A 16,975-nucleotide genomic window follows, 5' to 3' on the forward strand; every position below is an offset into this window, starting at 1 on the left:
TGGATTGAGTAGATGCGCTATTGCGTCATTTTGCTCGGCCACTAGGAAAATAAAAATGCGCCTGACCTTGAAGTCTAAAGTGGTGCTATTGGCACTTGTCCCCGTTTTACTGTTCGCTTTCGTGCTCAGCGGCGCCGCCGCCAAAGTGCTGTACAGCCTGGCGGAAGAAGAAGTCGACGAGACCCGCGAGCGCCTGTTGCAAGAGAAACGTGAGGAGCTGCAGAACTACAGTTCGATCGCCATGGGGGCGGTACAAAGCCTCTACGATGCTGCTCCGCAAGGCGACCTGGAGAGCCGTAAACAAGCCATCGCCATCCTGTCCAAGATCAAATACGGCAAAGACGGCTACTTCTTCGGTCATGACTCCAACGTGGTCAGGCTGTTTCGCAGCGACAGCCCGGTAGACGTCGGCAACAGCCTTAACGACCGGCGCGACGTCAACGGCGTTTACATCAACCGCGAGCTGGTGCGCGTAGCCAAGGACAACAGCAACTACGTCAATTATTCTTCGCCGTTGCCTGGCAATGAAGCGATTCAGGTACCCAAGCTCGCCTACAGCTACTACCTGCCAAAATGGGACATGGCCCTCGGTACTGCGGTCAACCTGGACGGCGTCGAGGCACAGATCGTGGAAGTGCGCGACGGTATCGATGAACGTGTGAGCACCATCATCACCAGCATTCTGGTGATTGCAGCGGTGCTACTGGTGATCTTTGGCGTGGTAGGCGGCATCCTTGCCAATACCTTCCTTCGCCCTCTGCAACAGATAAAAGCCAACCTCGACGACATTGCCGCTGGCGACGGCGACCTGACACGTCGCCTACCGGTGACCAGCCGCGACGAATTGGGCGACCTGGCCGGCTCGTTCAACCGCTTCGTCGACAAGGTTCACGGCCTGGTGCGCCAGATCGCCGAGATGACCGGCCAGTTGACCGAGTTGGTTGGCCAGGTAGCTGCCCAGGCCCAGCGTTCCGAGCAGGCTATGGAGCGCCAGCGTCATGAAACCGACCAGGTCGCCACGGCGATCAACGAGATGTCCGCTGCCGCCCATGAAGTGGCCAAGAGTGCCCAGGGCGCCGCCGAAGCCGCCCAGCAAACCGATCTTGAGGGCCAGGCCGCCAAACAGGTGGTTGACGGCAGCATTGCGCGCATCCACTCGCTGGTGGGTGATATTCGGGGCAGTGGCACGTCCCTCGACAGCCTGCAGAAAGACGTGCACTCGATTGTCAGCGTACTCGACGTGATTCGCTCCATTGCCGAACAGACCAACCTGCTGGCCCTCAACGCCGCCATCGAAGCAGCGCGTGCCGGCGAGGCAGGCCGGGGCTTCGCCGTGGTCGCCGACGAGGTAAGGGCGCTGGCCAGCCGCACCCAACAGAGCACCCAGGAAATCCAGGGCATGATCGACCGCCTGCAAAGCGGCACGCGCGACGCGGTCAATGCCATGCGCCAGTCCAGCGACGCCGGTGAAATCACCAGCGAGCAAGCCAACAAGGCGGGTACTTCCCTGGATGCCATCGCCGGGCTGATCGGCACCATCAACGCCATGAACGCGCAGATCGCCAGTGCCGCCGAGGAACAGACAGCAGTGGCCGAAGAGATCAACCGTAGCGTGCACCAGATCGCTGGCGCGGTGGACAGCGTCGCCGACGAAACCCGTCAGGGTGCTGAAACCGCGCGCAGTCTGTCTCAGCTGGGCCAACGCCTGGAGCAATTGGTGCGGCAGTTCAGGATCTGAGCAAAGCGGGCAGGGACGCCTCGCTTGAAGTTTGTCGCACTTTGTCAGACCCGCGGGAGACTAACGGGCATACCCAGCTTGTGAGCCCACCATGCAGACCACCTCGCTCGAAAAGAAAACCTTTATTCTCCTGCTCATTCTGGTGACGATCGCCTTCATCTGGATCCTGATGCCGTTCTACGGTGCCGTGTTCTGGGCGATGGCGCTGGCGGTGGTGTTCGCGCCCTTGCAACAGCGAATGGCTCGGCGTATCGGCGGGCGCGGCAACCTGTCCGCGCTGCTAACGCTGCTTATCTGCCTGCTGGTAGCGATTCTGCCGGTAATTTTCATTACCTCAGCGGTGGTGGCCGAAGGAACCAATCTCTATCAACGCATCGAGTCCGGCGATCTGGATGTCGGCGCTTATGTCACCAGTACCAAGCAGATGCTGCCGCCGTTTTTGCAGCAACAGATCGACCGCTTCGGCATGGGTAATCTGGATGGCCTGCGCGACCAGGTGTCTAGCGGTGCCGCAGCGGGCAGCCAATACCTGGCGACCAAGGTATTCGCCATCGGTCAGGGTACGTTCCAGTTCATCATCAGTTTCTTCATCATGATGTACCTGCTGTTCTTCCTGCTGCGTGACGGCCAGGAGCTGGTGCGTGATATCCGTATGGCCATCCCTTTGGCTGACAACACCAAGCGTCGCCTGCAAATCAAGTTCACCCGCGTTGTGCGTGCCACTGTGAAAGGCAATATTGTCGTCGCTGCGGTGCAGGGTGCTCTAGGCGGGTTGATCTTCTGGGTACTGGGAATCACCAGTCCCTTGCTATGGGGCGTGCTGATGGCGTTCCTGTCTCTGCTGCCGGCCGCCGGTGCCGGCATCGTTTGGGCGCCGGTCGCTGCTTATCTGTTGCTCAGCGGCAGCGTTTGGCAGGGTGTGGTGCTGACGCTGTTCGGCGTATTGGTGATCGGCCTGGTGGACAACATCCTGCGTCCGATCCTGGTCGGCAAAGACACCCGTATGCCTGACTACCTGATCCTGATTTCCACCTTGGGCGGCATGGCGCTGCTGGGCCTCAACGGCTTCGTACTCGGCCCGTTGGTCGCCGCCTTGTTCGTCGCTAGCTGGAACCTGTTCAGCGCTGGCAAGAAGACGGTGCGCTTGCCGGAATAATCGCTCGCACAAACCAAAACGGCTGCCCAAGGGCAGCCGTTTTTCGTTATCACCCGCGCACAACCAATCAGCGGTGGCCTGGGTAGAGCGAAGCGAAACCCGGGAGCGGTACCCACGCGGGTGAGGGGCTCGTCTTCAACCGATCCTGCGCATCGCTTCGCTCAGCGGCAGGCTACGTGCTGTGCCCGGATAGCTTTCGGATGCTGAATGAAAAATGGCTGCCCGGTGGCAGCCATTTCTCGTCGCAGTGCGATCAAAGCGCAGCGCTGAGACCAGCTTGCTGCACCAGATCCAGCAGCGGTTGTGGGTAAACGCCGAGGATAAAGGCCAGCACGGCCACCAGCATCAGCATGATGCCGCCAGCGCGTTGCCCCCAGTTGAACGGTGCATCGTGACGCTGCAGGTTCGGCTCGTTGAGGAACAGCGTAACCATGACGCGCAGGTAGTAGAACACCGCGATGGCACTGCCGAGAATCAACGCACCGATCAGCCACCACAGTTGTGCCTGCACACCGGCGGCGATGACGTAGAACTTGCCGATGAAGCCCGCGGTCAGCGGAATGCCGGCCAGCGACAGCATCATCACCGTCAGCACTGCGGTCAGGTACGGGCGCCGCCAGAACAGCCCGCGGTACTCATACAGCGCATCGGCGTCACGGCCGTTGTAGGGCGTGGACATCAGCGTGATCACACCGAACGCACCCAGGCTGGTCAGCACATAGGTGGCCATGTACACACCTATGGCTTCGACGGCCAGGCCCTTGCTGGCAATCAGCGCCACCAGTAGGTAACCGAAGTGGGCGATGGACGAGTAACCGAGCAGGCGCTTGAGGTTGTTCTGCACCAACGCCAGCAGGTTGCCGAACAGGATCGAGGCGATGGCGATGACCGTCAGCAAGTCGTTCAGCCAGCCGCCCGCAGTGGCCGGGGAGAGCTGATACAAGCGCAGCAACACGGCGAAAACCGCCACCTTGCTGGCCGTGGCCAGGAACGCAGCCACCGGCGCCGGTGCGCCTTCGTAAACGTCTGGCGTCCATAGGTGGAACGGCACCATCGACAGTTTGAAAGCCAGGCCGATAAGCATCATGCCAATGCCGATCTGTACCAGCTGGCTGCCGCTGGCACCGGCTAGGCTGGTCCCGATCTCGGCGAAGCTCAGGCTGCCAGCGTCGGCATACAGCAACGCCATGCCGAACAGCAGGAAGGCGCTGCCAGCCGCCGACAGCACCATGTATTTGATACCGGCTTCCAGCGAACGCTTGTTGAAGTAGGCGTAGGCGATCATCCCGTAGGTCGGTACCGAGAGCAGCTCCAGGCCGATGAACAACCCCGCCAGGTGCTCGGTGCTGACCAGCACCAGGCCGCCGGCCGCGGACAGCAGCAGGAGCAGGTACATTTCCTCGCGGTTGCGCGGATAGCCCTTGGTCTGGCCGTCGCTGACCGTCGCCTCACCCAGGTAGGCGTGGGTGAGGGTCACGCAGGCCAGCGTGGCGATCAGCACCAGCGCCATGTAATAGCAGGCGAACGTGTCGATCTGCATCAGCGGCGTTACCTGCAGCGGGGTAACCCCGATGGCAGGCAATAACGATAGCAGGGCCAGATTGAGGCCCAGCACCGAGAGCACGAACGTCAGCTCGTGGTTGCGCTTCCAGGCGATTGCCAGCATTACCACCACCACAGTGGCGCAGGTAACCAGCAGCGGTAGCAGGGCGATCAGGTGTTGGGTGGTGAATTCCACAGCGTGATGTTCCATAACGTTACTGGCCCGTAGCGAGTTGATTGAGGGCGCCACTGAACCACTGCTGCACGCCTTGCATGCTGGCGGCAGAGGTATCGAGCACCGGCTGCGGGTAAACACCGAGCAGGATCAGCAGCACGGCCAGGCACAGCACCATGCTCAGTTCACGAAATTGCAGGCCGGGCAGCGGGCTGTCGTTCTTCACCGGGCCGAAGTGCGCGCGGTGAATCATGATCAGCGAATACACCGAACCCAGGACCAGGCCGGTGGCAGCTATCACGGTGATCCAGGGCGCGGCCGGGAAGCTGCCGATCAGGATCAGGAACTCGCCGACGAAGTTGCCCGTGCCCGGCAGGCCCAGCGCCGCGGCTGCGAAGAACAGGCTCAATGCCGGCAGCCAGGACATGCGTGCCCAGATACCGCCCATCTCGCGCATATCACGGGTATGCAGGCGCTCGTATAGCTGGCCACAGAGGATGAACAGCGCCGCTGCCGACAGGCCGTGGGCCATCATCTGCACCACCGCGCCCTGCAGGGCGATCTGGCTGCCGGAGTAGATGGCGATCAGCACGAAGCCCATGTGCGACACGCTGGAGTAGGCCACCAGGCGCTTGATGTCGGTCTGCGCGAAAGACAGCAACGCGCCGTAGATGATCGCGAACACACCCAGGCCCATGGCGATGGGCGCGAACTCGGCCGAAGCATTGGGGAACAGCGGCAGGGCGAAGCGCAGCAGGCCGTAGGCCGCCGTTTTCAGCAGGATGCCGGCCAGGTCCACGGAGCCGGCGGTGGGCGCCTGGGCGTGGGCGTCCGGCAGCCATGAATGGAACGGCACCACCGGAAACTTGACCGCGAAGGCGATGAAGAAGCCAAGCATCAGCAGGTATTCGGTGCCTTCCGACAGTTCGGTCTTGAGCAGATCCGCGTAGTTGAAGGTGAACACGCCGGTCTGGTTGAAGTGCACGAACACCAGGCCGAGGATCGCCACCAGCATCACCAGGCCGCTGGCCTGGGTAAAGATAAAGAACTTGGTCGCCGCGGTGATGCGGCTCTTGCCAGGGCTGCCGCTATGACCCCAGAGCGCGATGAGGAAATACATCGGCACCAGCATCATTTCCCAGAAGAAGAAGAACAGGAACAGGTCGATGGCCAGGAACACGCCGACCACGCCGCCGAGAATCCACATCAGGTTGAGGTGGAAGAAACCGACGCGGTTGTGAATCTCGCTCCACGAGCAAAGCACCGAGAGCACGCCGAGCAGGCCGGTCAGGGTGACCATCAGCACCGACAGACCATCCATTGCCAGATGAATGCTGATGCCGAAGCGCTCTATCCACTGCACCTGGAACTCATGAGCCCAGCGCGGATCAGCGCCAGGCGCAGGAGCCAGGCTGAAGTCGCCGGTGCCCCATAGCCACAGGCCGAGGCCGAACAGCAAGGACATAGTCAGCAGGGCGATCCAGCGTGGCAGGGTGGCGCCGAAGCGCTCGCCCTGCCAGCACAACAGGCCGCCGATGAAGGGAATCAGGATTAGCCAAGGCAGAATCATGACGGACGGGATTCCTTAGAAAAAGTATTCGGGGTCATCGGTCAGGCCACCAGCACGGCGGCGAGCACCAGCACGGCGCCCCCGGCGATAGAGATGGCGTACCAGCGCAGATGTCCGGTCTCGCTGCGGCTCAACACGCCATGACCGCCGCGCGCCAGGCGCGGGATGATGCCAATGGCACCATCGATAGGGTCACGGGCCAGCACGCGGCAAAGGAACAGGTAGGGCTGCACGAAAATCTTGTCGTAGACCCAGTCGAAGCCCCAGGCCGCGAACCACCAGGCCGACAGGAAACGCCCCGGCGCGCTGCCGGCCACGGCATTGACGAAACTGCGCTTGCCGAGGAACAGCATCGCGGCCAGCAGGATGCCGGCCAGGGCGATGCAGCCCGAGACGATTTCCAGGCTGTGCTTGGCCTCACCACCGGCATGCCCGGCGCTCTGCGGCAACACGCCCGCCAGCGGCGGAGTGATCCAGGCGCCAATGAAGGTCGACAGCACGATCAGCACCAGTAGCGGCAGGTTGTGGGCGATGCCGTGCCCGGCGTGGGCCTCGGTCTTCTGCTCGCCATGGAAGGCAATGAAGATCAGCCGAAAGGTGTAGATCGAGGTCATGAACGCGCCCAGCAGGCCGGCATAAAGCAGCGCGGAGTTACCGCTGGCGAAGGCTTCCCAGAGGATTTCGTCTTTCGAATAAAAACCCACGGTAATCAGCGGCAGCGCCGCCAGGGCCGAGCCACCGACGATGAAGCTGGCGTAGGCCAGGGGCAGTTTTTTCCACAGGCCGCCCATCTTGAAGATGTTCTGCTCGTGGTGGCAGGCATGGATCACCGAGCCGGAGGCGAGGAACAGCAGCGCCTTGAAGAACGCGTGGGTCATCAAGTGAAAGATCGCCGCATCCCACGCACCAACGCCCAGGGCCAGGAACATGTAGCCGATCTGGCTCATGGTTGAGTAGGCGAGGATGCGCTTGATGTCGGTCTGCACCAGCGCCGCGAAACCCGCCAACACCAGGGTCACGCCGCCAACAATACCTACCAGCCCGAGAATCTCAGGGGTCAGCAGGAACAGGCCGTTGGTACGGGCGATCAGGTATACGCCGGCGGTGACCATGGTCGCCGCGTGGATCAGCGCCGAAACCGGGGTTGGGCCTGCCATCGCATCGGCGAGCCAGGTCTGCAGGGGCAGCTGGGCAGACTTGCCCACCGCGCCGCCGAGCAGCATCAGGGTCGCCAGCCACAGCCAGGTATCACCGGCCGCGTATTTCTGCGGGGCGAGCACCATCAGCTCCTGAATGTTCAGGGTGCCGAGGTTCAGGAACAGCAAGAACAGACCAATCATCAGGAACACGTCGCCGATGCGCGTGACGATGAAGGCCTTCAGCGCCGCGTTACCGTTGGGCACGTGCTTGTAGTAGAAGCCGATCAGCAGGTACGAGCACAGCCCCACGCCTTCCCAGCCGAAGAACAGGGTCATCAGGTTGTCGCCGAGTACCAGCAACAGCATGCTGAAGATAAACAGGTTGGTATAGGACAGGAACCGCGAATAGCCCTCTTCGCCGCGCATGTACCAGCTGGCGAACATATGGATCAGGAAGCCCACGCCGGTGACCACACCGAGCATGGTCAGCGACAGGCCATCCAGATAAAGAGTAAAGCTCGGCGCCAAGCCCTCGACGCTCATCCATTGCCATAGGGTCTGGGTGTACACACCACCGGCGGGCGGCGCGGTGTTGAACTGCCACATGATCCAGGCCGTGGTCAGCGCCGAGAGGCCGACCGAGCCGACGCCGATGATCGCGGCAACGGTTTCCGAGAGACGCCCGCGGGAAAAGGCCAGGATGAACCAGCCAATCAGGGGAAACAGTAGGGTCAGGAATAAGACGTTCATCCGCGCATCTCGCTGGCTGCGTCGATATCGAGGGTGTGAAAGCGGCGGTACAGCTGCAGCAGGATCGCCAGGCCGATGCTCGCTTCGGCGGCGGCCAGGGCGATGATCAGGATGAACATAATCTGCCCGTCAGCCTGACCCCAGCGCGCACCCGCAACGACGAAGGCCAGGGCGGCTGCGTTCATCATCACTTCCAGGCTCATCAGCACGAACAGGATGTTGCGCCGCACCATCAGGCCGACCAGGCCAAGACTGAACAGCACGCCGGCCAGCGCCAGGCCGTGCTCCATTGGAATACCGTTCATGGCGTAGCGTCCTTGATGTCGTTGCGGCCAAGGTGATAGGCGGCGACCAGCGCGGCGAGCAGCAGCATGGAAGCCAGCTCAACGGCGAGCAGGTAGGGGCCGAACAGGTGAATGCCGACGGCTTTGGCATCGACCGTGGTATGGCCAATGGTGGCGCCGCTCGGTACGGCGAACAGCACGTACAAGAGCTGCCCGAGCAGGATCGCGGACAGCAGCGCCGGGCCGATCCAGATGCCCGGCGTCAGCCAGGTGCGTTCCTGTTCGACGGAGGCCGGGCCGAGGTTGAGCATCATCACCACGAACACGAACAGCACCATGATGGCGCCCGCATAGACGATGATTTCCAGGGCGCCAGCGAACGGCGCACCAAGGCTGAAGAACACCATGGACACGGCCAGCAGCGAGATGATCAGGTAGAGCAGGGCGTGCACCGGATTCTTGCTGGTGATCACCCCAACGGTGGAGGCCACGGCGACCCCCGCTGAGAAATAGAAGGCAAATTCCATTATGGCAACAACCCTTTGACGTTGATCGGCTCGGCTTCGTCCTGCGCAGCGCCTTTCGGCTTGCCGGCAATGGCCATGCCGGCCACTCGGTAGAAGTTGTAGTCCGGGTTCTTGCCTGGGCCGGAAATAAGCAGGTCTTCCTTCTCGTACACCAGATCCTGACGTTTGAACTCGCCCATCTCGAAATCCGGCGTGAGCTGGATCGCGGTGGTCGGGCAGGCTTCTTCGCACAGCCCGCAAAAGATGCAGCGCGAGAAGTTGATGCGGAAGAAGTCCGGGTACCAGCGGCCGTCCTCGGTTTCCGCCTTCTGCAGCGAGATGCAGCCCACCGGGCAGGCAACGGCGCACAGGTTGCAGGCCACACAGCGTTCTTCGCCGTCAGGGTCGCGGGTCAGCACGATGCGACCGCGATAGCGCGGCGGCAGGTAAACCTGCTCTTCCGGGTATTGCAGGGTGTCGCGCTTGCGAAAACCATGGCTGAACACCATAGCCAGGCTGCGCAACTGGGTCCCAGTACCGACCAGTATGTCCCATATGTATTTGAACATCGCTTTCTCTCCTTACTGGGCCGTGGCCAGCACGACGGCGCCGGTCACCAGCAGGTTGATGAGGGTCAGCGGCAGACAGAACTTCCAGCTGAAGGCCATGACCTGGTCATACCGCGGGCGCGGAATGGACGCGCGCAGCAGGATGAAGATCATGATGAAGAAGCAGGTCTTGATCGCGAACCAGAAGAACGGGATCTGCGGCAGGATACCGAACGGGCCATGCCAGCCGCCGAAGAACAGGGTCACCAACAGGGCGGAAATGGTCACGATGCCGATGTACTCACCGACGAAGAACATGCCCCATTTCATGCCGGCGTATTCGATGTGGTAACCGTCGGCCAATTCCTGTTCCGCTTCCGGTTGGTCGAACGGGTGACGGTGAGTCACGGCGACGCCAGCGATGAAGAAGGTACAGAAGCCAAAGAACTGCGGAATGATGAACCACAGGTTTTCGGCCTGGTAGTCGACGATCTCACGCATGTTGAACGAGCCAACCTGCGCGACGATGCCCATCAGCGCTAGGGCCAGGAACACCTCGTAGGAGACGGTCTGGGCCGAGGCGCGCAGCGCGCCGAGCAGGGCGAACTTGTTATTGCTCGACCAACCGGCGAACAGCACGGCGTATACCGACAGACCCGCCATGGCGAAGAAGAACAGGATACCAATGTTCAGATCCGCCACGCCCCAATTAGGGGTGATCGGGATGATCGCAAACGCGATGAGCATGGCGCCCATACCGATGATCGGCGCCAGGGTGAAGATCACCTTGTCGGCGAACGGCGGCGTCCAGTCTTCCTTGAAGAACATCTTGATCATGTCGGCAGCGATCTGGAACATGCCGAACGGGCCCACGCGGTTAGGGCCGTAACGGTCTTGCCACCAGCCCAGCAGGCGACGTTCGACGAAGCTCAACAGCGCGCCGCAGACCACCACGGCGAGCAGGATGACGATGGCCTTGAGCACTTCCTGAATGACGTCGAGTAACTCGGGAGTCAGCCAACTCATTGCACGGTCTCCCCATTACCGGCCTTCGACAGCGCCGTCACCGAGGCACCGGCAACGGCTGCGGGAATACCTGGCAAGCCAGCCGGCAGACCGATCAGGCCGACACCCAGTTCTTCAATAACACGCAGCGGCAGACGCAGGAGCTGGCCGTTGACCTGCAGTTCAAGCAGGGCGCCATCGCCTGCGCCGAGGCGATCGGCTTCATCCTGGGACAGCGCCACGTAGGCAGGCGGCATGCGCTCGGCAATCGGCTCGGCACGCGATGCCATTTCATCACTGCCAAACAGATGATGCAGCGATACCACCTGCCAGGTGCCGTGAGCCGGATTGAACGGTGCCGGTGCCGCAAACCAGCTCAGGCTCGCGCCCTGGGCTTCGATCAGGCGTACGCCCGGATCGCCAGCGCGCAGATGACCACCGACTTCGTCCTGGAACTTGTTCCAGGCCTGCGGCGAGTTCCAGCCTGGCGACCATGCGAAAGGAATCTGCTGACGGTCTTCCTTGCTGCCCGAATAGCCTTCCATCGAGAAAGCGAAGGCCGAGTCCTTGTCCTGTGGCTGACGGGGCTCATGCACACTGATGTTGGCGCGAATGGAGGTACGGCCACTGTAGCGATGCGGTTCGCGGGCAAGCTTCATGCCCTTGATGCGGAACGACGCGCCGGGCGCGGCATCGCGGATGCCAGCCAACTGGGCATTGCTTTCGGCGCATGCGGCGGTGACCTGATCCAGCTGGGTCCAGTCGACATTGCGGTTGTGCAGTGTGCTGTGCAGCGCGTGCAGCCAGCGCCAGCCTTCACGCACCAGAATGTTCGCGTCGTAGTAGGACGGGTCGTACACCTGGAAGAAACGCTGGGCGCGGCCTTCCTGGCTGACCAGGGTGCCATCGCCCTCGGCGAAGCTGGCCGCCGGCAGCAGCAAATGCGCCTTGGCAGTGGTCGCGGTGCTCTGGTGGTCGGCGACGATCACCACCTTGGCGGCCTTCAACGCGGCGTCCACGCGCGCGGCATCGGCGCGGTGATAGAGGTCGTTCTCCAGTACCACCACAGCATCGGCCTGGCCCGAGATCAAAGCCTCGAGCGCATCATCCAGACTGTTGCCGGCGAAGCGTTCAGCCATCAGCAGGGCCATGCCCATGCTGTTGGCTTCCGGCACCACCAGGCTGATCGAGCCATTTTTCTCACGGTTTTTAAGGGCGCTGGCGATATTCGCGGCGGCTTCGATCAGGGCGCGGTTGCCCAGCGAAGCACCGGAGACGATCAATGGCCGTTTGGCGTCGAGCAGGGCTGTGGCGATGCGCTGTACCAACTCGGCGGCTTCGCCATCCAGACCGTTGACCGCAGGCGCGCTCGGGTCGATGGCGTGGGCCACGGCGAACCCGATGCGGGCCAGATCATCCGGCGCTGCATGCACACATTGCTCGGCGATGTCGTCGAGGCGCGTGGCGGTGACGCTGGCGATGAACAGCGGGTTGAGCGCGTTCTGGGCGACGTTTTGCACGGCCGCCATGTGCCAGTCCTGGATCTTCGCGCCGGCGGCGATTTCGGTAGCTTTGCCCTTGACCGACTGGCGCAGGCCGAGGGCAATACGCGCCGCAGTCTGGGTCAGGTCTTCACCGAGCACGAATACCGCGTCGTGATCTTCGATATCACGCAGGGTCGGCACAGGCAGCGGGCCGTTCTGCAGGATGTCGCGGATCAGGCGGATGTTGGCCTGCTCGCCGGCCGTGATGCCGGAATAAAAGTTGGCCTCGCCGACCAGCTCGCGCAGGGCGAAGTTGCCTTCCAGGCTGGCACGCGCCGAACCGATGCCGATCACCTTGCGGTTTTTCAGCAGGGCGGCGGCCTGGTCCAGCGCGGAATCCAGACCCATCTTCATCTTGCTGAGCATCATCATCGGCTGACGCGGACGGTCTGCACGGTTGACGTAGCCGTAGCCAAAGCGGCCGCGGTCGCACAGAAAGTACTGATTGACCGAGCCGTTGAAGCGGTTCTCGATGCGACGGATCTCGCCGTAACGCTCGCCCGGGCTGGTGTTGCAGCCGCTTGAGCAGCCATGGCAGATGCTCGGGGCGAACTGCATGTCCCACTTGCGGTTATAACGCTCGGAGTGGGTCTTGTCGGTGAACACACCGGTCGGGCAGACCTCGACCAGGTTGCCGGAGAACTCGCTTTCCAGCGTGCCGTCTTCGACACGGCCGAAATACACGTTGTCGTGAGCGCCGTAAACGCCCAGGTCGGTACCGCCGGCGTAGTCCTTGTAATAGCGCACGCAGCGATAGCAGGCGATGCAGCGGTTCATCTCGTGGGCGATGAACGGGCCGAGTTCCTGGTTCTGGTGCGTGCGCTTGGTGAAGCGATAACGACGGGTGTTATGGCCGGTCATCACCGTCATGTCTTGCAGATGGCAATGGCCGCCTTCCTCGCACACTGGGCAGTCGTGCGGGTGGTTGGTCATCAGCCATTCGACGACGCTCTTGCGAAAAGCCACGGCCTCTTCGTCGTCGATGGAAATCCAGCTGTTGTCGGTGGCTGGCGTCATGCACGACATGACCAGGCGGCCGCGCTTGTCGTTTTCGTCGGTGTACTGCTTCACCGCACACTGGCGGCAGGCGCCGACGCTGCCGAGCGCCGGGTGCCAGCAGAAGTAGGGGATATCGAGTCCGAGGGACAGACAGGCCTGCAGCAGGTTGTCTGCACCATCGACTTCGAGATCTTTGCCGTCTACGTGGATAGTGGCCATTTTTCTTCAGTCTTCGTTTGCCCACCCGAAGGTGGACGGGCTAAGGGAATTCTCTTGTCGTTACCCGGGCCGGACGGCGCAGCGCCCACATGTCCGGCCATCAGGTTCATACCGCGTGGGCCGCCACTGGCGGCGTGATCGCATCGGCGATCACGCCGGCGTCGAACTCTTCGCGGAAATACTTGATCGCGCTGCCCAGCGGCTCCACGGCACCTGGCGCGTGAGCGCAGAAGGTCTTGCCGGGGCCAAGGAAATTGACCAGGCCGAGGAGGGTGTCGATGTCCTCGCGGGTGCCTTGCTTGCGCTCCAGGGCGCGCAGAATCTTCACGCTCCACGGCAGGCCATCACGGCACGGCGTACACCAGCCGCAGGATTCGCGGGCGAAGAATTCTTCCATGTTGCGCAGCAGCGACACCATGTTCACGGTGTTGTCGACAGCCAGCGCCAGGCCGGTGCCCATGCGGGTGCCGACCTTGGCGATGCCGGCAGCGTACATGGACGCCTCCAGATGCTCGGGAAGCAGAAAGCCGGTACCGGCGCCGCCGGGCTGCCAAGCCTTGAGCGTGTACCCGTCGCGCATGCCACCGGCGTAGTCTTCGAACAGCTCGCGGGCGCTGATGCCGAAGGGAAGCTCCCAGATGCCTGGGTTCTTGACCTTGCCGGAGAAGCCCATCAGCTTGGTGCCGTGGTCTTCACTGCCCTCGCGCGCCAGGGATTTGTACCAGTCGACACCGTTGCCGATGATCGACGGCACGTTGCACAGGGTCTCGACGTTGTTCACACAGGTCGGCTTGCCCCATACACCCACGGCAGCCGGGAACGGCGGCTTGGCACGCGGGTTGGCGCGGCGGCCTTCGAGCGAGTTGATCAGCGCGGTTTCTTCACCGCAGATGTAGCGGCCGGCACCGGTGTGCACGATCAGTTCGAAATCGAAACCGCTGCCCAGGATGTTCTTGCCCAGCAAGCCAGCTGCTTTCGCTTCGTCGATGGCGCGGTTGAGGTTGGTAGCAGCGTCGACATATTCGCCACGCAGAAAGATGTAGCCACGATAAGCTTTCAGGGCCCGGGCGCTGATCAGCATGCCTTCCACCAGCAGGTGTGGCAGCTGCTCCATCAGCATGCGGTCTTTCCAGGTGTTCGGCTCCATCTCGTCCGCGTTGCACAGCAGGTAGCGGATGTTCAGGGATTCGTCGTTGGGCATCAGGCCCCACTTCACGCCGGTGGGGAAGCCCGCACCGCCACGGCCCTTGAGGCCGGAATCCTTGACCGTCTGGACGATGTCGGCTTGGGCCATCTCGGCCAGTGCCTTGCGGGCAGCGGCGTAGCCGTTCTTCTGCTGGTATTCCTCTAGCCAGACCGGCTGCGCGTCGTCGCGCAGGCGCCAGGTCAGCGGGTGGGTCTCTTCGCTGCGGGTAATGCGGTTCGCCGGGCCGAAAGATGTCAGCAGGTTCGAGCTGCGACTGATCATTGGAAATTCTCCAGCAGTTGCGCCACGCCTTCGGGTTGCACATCACCGAAGGTCTCGTCGTCGATCATCATCGCCGGCGCCTTGTCGCAGTTGCCCAGGCAGCACACCGGCAGCAGGGTAAAGCGCCCGTCGGTGGTGGTCTGACCGGGCACGATGCCCAGCTCGGACTTGATGCTGTCGAGCACGTTTTCATGGCCACCGATGAAGCAGGTCATGCTGTCGCAGACACGGATGATGTGGCGGCCGACGGGCTGGCGGAAAATCTGGCTATAGAAGGTGGCGACACCTTCCACGTCGCTGGCCGGGATACCGAGGATCGCGCCGATGGCGTCGGCGGCGCCGTCGGGCACCCAGCCGCGCTCCTTCTGTACGATTTTTAGCGCTTCGATGCTCGCGGCGCGCGGGTCTTCGTAGTGGTGCATCTCGTGCTCGATGGCCGAGCGCTCGGTATCGCTGAGGGCGAAACGGTCTGTCTGAATCAGGGCTGCATTGCTCATGAGATATCCTCAGCGGTCCACGTCGGCCATAACGAAGTCGATACTGCCCAGATACGCGATCAGGTCAGCGACCATGCTGCCGCGGATCACCGAAGGGATCTGCTGCAGGTGCGGGAAGCTCGGTGTGCGGATGCGGGTTCGGTAGCTCATGGTGCTGCCGTCGCTGGTCAGGTAATAGCTGTTGATGCCCTTAGTCGCTTCGATCATCTGGAAGCTTTCATTGGCCGGCATTACCGGGCCCCAGGAAACCTGCAGGAAGTGGGTAATCAGGGTTTCGATGTGCTGCAGCGTGCGCTCTTTCGGTGGCGGCGTGGTCAGCGGGTGATCCGCCTTGTACGGGCCTTCCGGCATGTTGCGCATGCACTGGTCGATGATCTTGATGCTCTGGCGCATCTCCTCGACGCGCACCATGCAGCGGTCATAGGCATCGCCATTGACGGCCAGTGGCACTTCGAACTCGAAGTTCTCGTAGCCTGAATAAGGACGTGCCTTGCGCAGGTCGAAATCGCAACCTGTGGCGCGCAGGCCTGCACCGGTGGTGCCCCATTCCAGCGCTTCCTTGGTGTTGTACTGCGCGACACCAATGGTACGGGCCTTGAGGATGCTGTTACGCAGCGCGGCCTTTTCGTACTCATCGAGGCGCTTGGGCAACCAGTCGACGAATTCCTTGACCAGCTTGTCCCAGCCACGCGGCAGGTCGTGGGCGACACCGCCGATACGGTACCAGGCCGGGTGTAGGCGGAAACCGGTGATGGCTTCGATCACCTTATAGGCGCGCTGGCGGTCGGTGAACGTGAAGAACACCGGTGTCATGGCGCCGACGTCCTGAATATAGGTACCCAGGAACAGCAGGTGGCTGGTGATACGGAAGAACTCGGCCATCATGATGCGGATGGTGTCGACCTTCTGCGGCACCTTGATACCCGCCAGCTTCTCGACCGAGAGCACGTACGGCAGGTTGTTCATTACCCCACCGAGGTAGTCGATGCGGTCGGTATAGGGGATGAAGCTATGCCAGCTTTGGCGTTCGGCCATCTTCTCGGCGCCACGGTGGTGATAACCGACTTCAGGCACACAATCGACGATCTCTTCACCGTCGAGCTGCAGGATGATGCGAAACGCACCGTGGGCAGAAGGGTGGTTGGGGCCAAGGTTGAGGAACATGTAGTCCTCGTTCTCGCTCTGCCGTTTCATGCCCCAGTCTTCGGGGTTGAAGCGCGCAGCCTCTTCCTCGAGCTGTTGTTTGGCCAGGGTCAGGCTGAACGGGTCGAATTCGGTAGCACGCGCCGGGTAGTCCTTGCGCAGCGGGTGACCTTCCCAGGTCGGCGGCATCATGATTCGCGTCAGGTGCGGGTGACCGGTGAAATGAATGCCGTAGAGATCCCAGACCTCGCGCTCGTACCAGTTGGCGTTCGGCCAGATTCCGGTAACGGAAGGCAGGTTCAGATCGCCTTCGCGCAGGGCGACCTTGATCATCACGTCACTGTTACGTTCCAGCGACATGAGGTGATAGAAAACCGTGAAGTCGGCATCCGGCAGGCCGCGACGCTGAGTGCGCAGGCGCTCGTCGACGCCGTGCAGGTCATACAACATGACGTAAGGGCGCGAGACCTGACGCAAAAAGCGCAGGACCTCGACGAGCTTGTCGCGGCCAACCCAGATGACCGGCATGCCGGTGCGGGTGACCTGCAGCGTGAAGCTGTCGGCGCCAAAACGGGATTGAAGCTCAACGACGACGTCTTGGTCGTCCGCCTTGTAGGGCGCAATGGACACGGTGGTGTCTGCAGTCATGGTCTCGATCGCTATCGGTCAACGGTGAGAGTGAATCCGGCCTT

The 16,975-nt window shown here is 62.1% G+C and carries 13 protein-coding genes; 2 read left to right on the plus strand and 11 right to left on the minus strand.

Going from position 1 to position 16,975, the window contains the following annotated elements; translation table 11 throughout:
- The first annotated feature begins 55 nt into the window (after positions 1-55).
- Entirely contained in the window at positions 56-1,738 is a 1,683-nt protein-coding gene (locus tag BLS60_RS14445; RefSeq protein WP_092369310.1) for a methyl-accepting chemotaxis protein, read from the plus strand.
- Between the two features lie 91 nt (positions 1,739-1,829).
- Positions 1,830-2,894 carry an AI-2E family transporter gene (locus BLS60_RS14450; protein WP_070883768.1) on the plus strand — a complete coding sequence of 355 codons (1,065 nt, stop codon included), beginning with the start codon at positions 1,830-1,832 and terminating at the stop codon, positions 2,892-2,894.
- A gap of 253 nt (positions 2,895-3,147) precedes the next feature.
- Here BLS60_RS14450 and nuoN read toward each other — a convergent pair whose 3' ends face one another.
- The 11 genes from nuoN to nuoC all read right to left on the minus strand — a co-directional run bounded on the left by nuoN (position 3,148) and on the right by nuoC (position 16,931).
- The gene (gene nuoN / locus BLS60_RS14455) at positions 3,148-4,632 is read right to left on the minus strand and encodes an NADH-quinone oxidoreductase subunit NuoN (protein ID WP_070883767.1); all 1,485 of its coding nucleotides are present in this window, start codon (positions 4,630-4,632) and stop codon (positions 3,148-3,150) included.
- Positions 4,633-4,651: 19 nt separating this feature from the next.
- Complete coding sequence (nuoM, locus tag BLS60_RS14460; RefSeq protein WP_092369314.1) at positions 4,652-6,181, minus strand: NADH-quinone oxidoreductase subunit M; 1,530 nt, start codon at positions 6,179-6,181, stop codon at positions 4,652-4,654.
- A gap of 41 nt (positions 6,182-6,222) precedes the next feature.
- Positions 6,223-8,070: an NADH-quinone oxidoreductase subunit L gene (nuoL, locus tag BLS60_RS14465; protein ID WP_092369317.1), complete on the minus strand. Its 1,848-nt coding sequence runs from the start codon at positions 8,068-8,070 to the stop codon at positions 6,223-6,225.
- Positions 8,067-8,375 (minus strand): NADH-quinone oxidoreductase subunit NuoK, encoded by a 309-nt coding sequence (nuoK, locus tag BLS60_RS14470; RefSeq protein ID WP_070883764.1) that lies wholly within the window; start codon positions 8,373-8,375, stop codon positions 8,067-8,069. Before nuoK ends, nuoL begins: the two co-directional genes overlap by 4 nt.
- Positions 8,372-8,881, minus strand: a complete 510-nt coding sequence (nuoJ, locus tag BLS60_RS14475; protein ID WP_070883763.1) for an NADH-quinone oxidoreductase subunit J — start codon at positions 8,879-8,881, stop codon at positions 8,372-8,374. The genes nuoK and nuoJ overlap by 4 nt, the downstream gene beginning before the upstream one ends.
- Positions 8,881-9,429 carry an NADH-quinone oxidoreductase subunit NuoI gene (gene nuoI, locus BLS60_RS14480; protein WP_070883762.1) on the minus strand — a complete coding sequence of 183 codons (549 nt, stop codon included), beginning with the start codon at positions 9,427-9,429 and terminating at the stop codon, positions 8,881-8,883. Before nuoI ends, nuoJ begins: the two co-directional genes overlap by 1 nt.
- Positions 9,430-9,441: 12 nt before the next feature.
- Positions 9,442-10,434: an NADH-quinone oxidoreductase subunit NuoH gene (gene nuoH, locus BLS60_RS14485; protein WP_070883761.1), complete on the minus strand. Its 993-nt coding sequence runs from the start codon at positions 10,432-10,434 to the stop codon at positions 9,442-9,444.
- Entirely contained in the window at positions 10,431-13,175 is a 2,745-nt protein-coding gene (gene nuoG, locus BLS60_RS14490) for an NADH-quinone oxidoreductase subunit NuoG (protein WP_092369320.1), read from the minus strand. The genes nuoH and nuoG overlap by 4 nt, the downstream gene beginning before the upstream one ends.
- Positions 13,176-13,281: 106 nt before the next feature.
- Positions 13,282-14,643, minus strand: a complete 1,362-nt coding sequence (nuoF, locus tag BLS60_RS14495; RefSeq protein ID WP_092369323.1) for an NADH-quinone oxidoreductase subunit NuoF — start codon at positions 14,641-14,643, stop codon at positions 13,282-13,284.
- Positions 14,640-15,140, minus strand: a complete 501-nt coding sequence (gene nuoE / locus BLS60_RS14500; protein WP_092369326.1) for an NADH-quinone oxidoreductase subunit NuoE — start codon at positions 15,138-15,140, stop codon at positions 14,640-14,642. Before nuoE ends, nuoF begins: the two co-directional genes overlap by 4 nt.
- A 9-nt stretch (positions 15,141-15,149) precedes the next feature.
- Entirely contained in the window at positions 15,150-16,931 is a 1,782-nt protein-coding gene (nuoC, locus tag BLS60_RS14505; protein ID WP_092369329.1) for an NADH-quinone oxidoreductase subunit C/D, read from the minus strand.
- Positions 16,932-16,975 lie beyond the last annotated feature (44 nt).

It is taken from the genome of Phytopseudomonas seleniipraecipitans, assembly GCF_900102335.1.
Taxonomy (GTDB): Bacteria; Pseudomonadota; Gammaproteobacteria; order Pseudomonadales; family Pseudomonadaceae; genus Aquipseudomonas; species Aquipseudomonas seleniipraecipitans.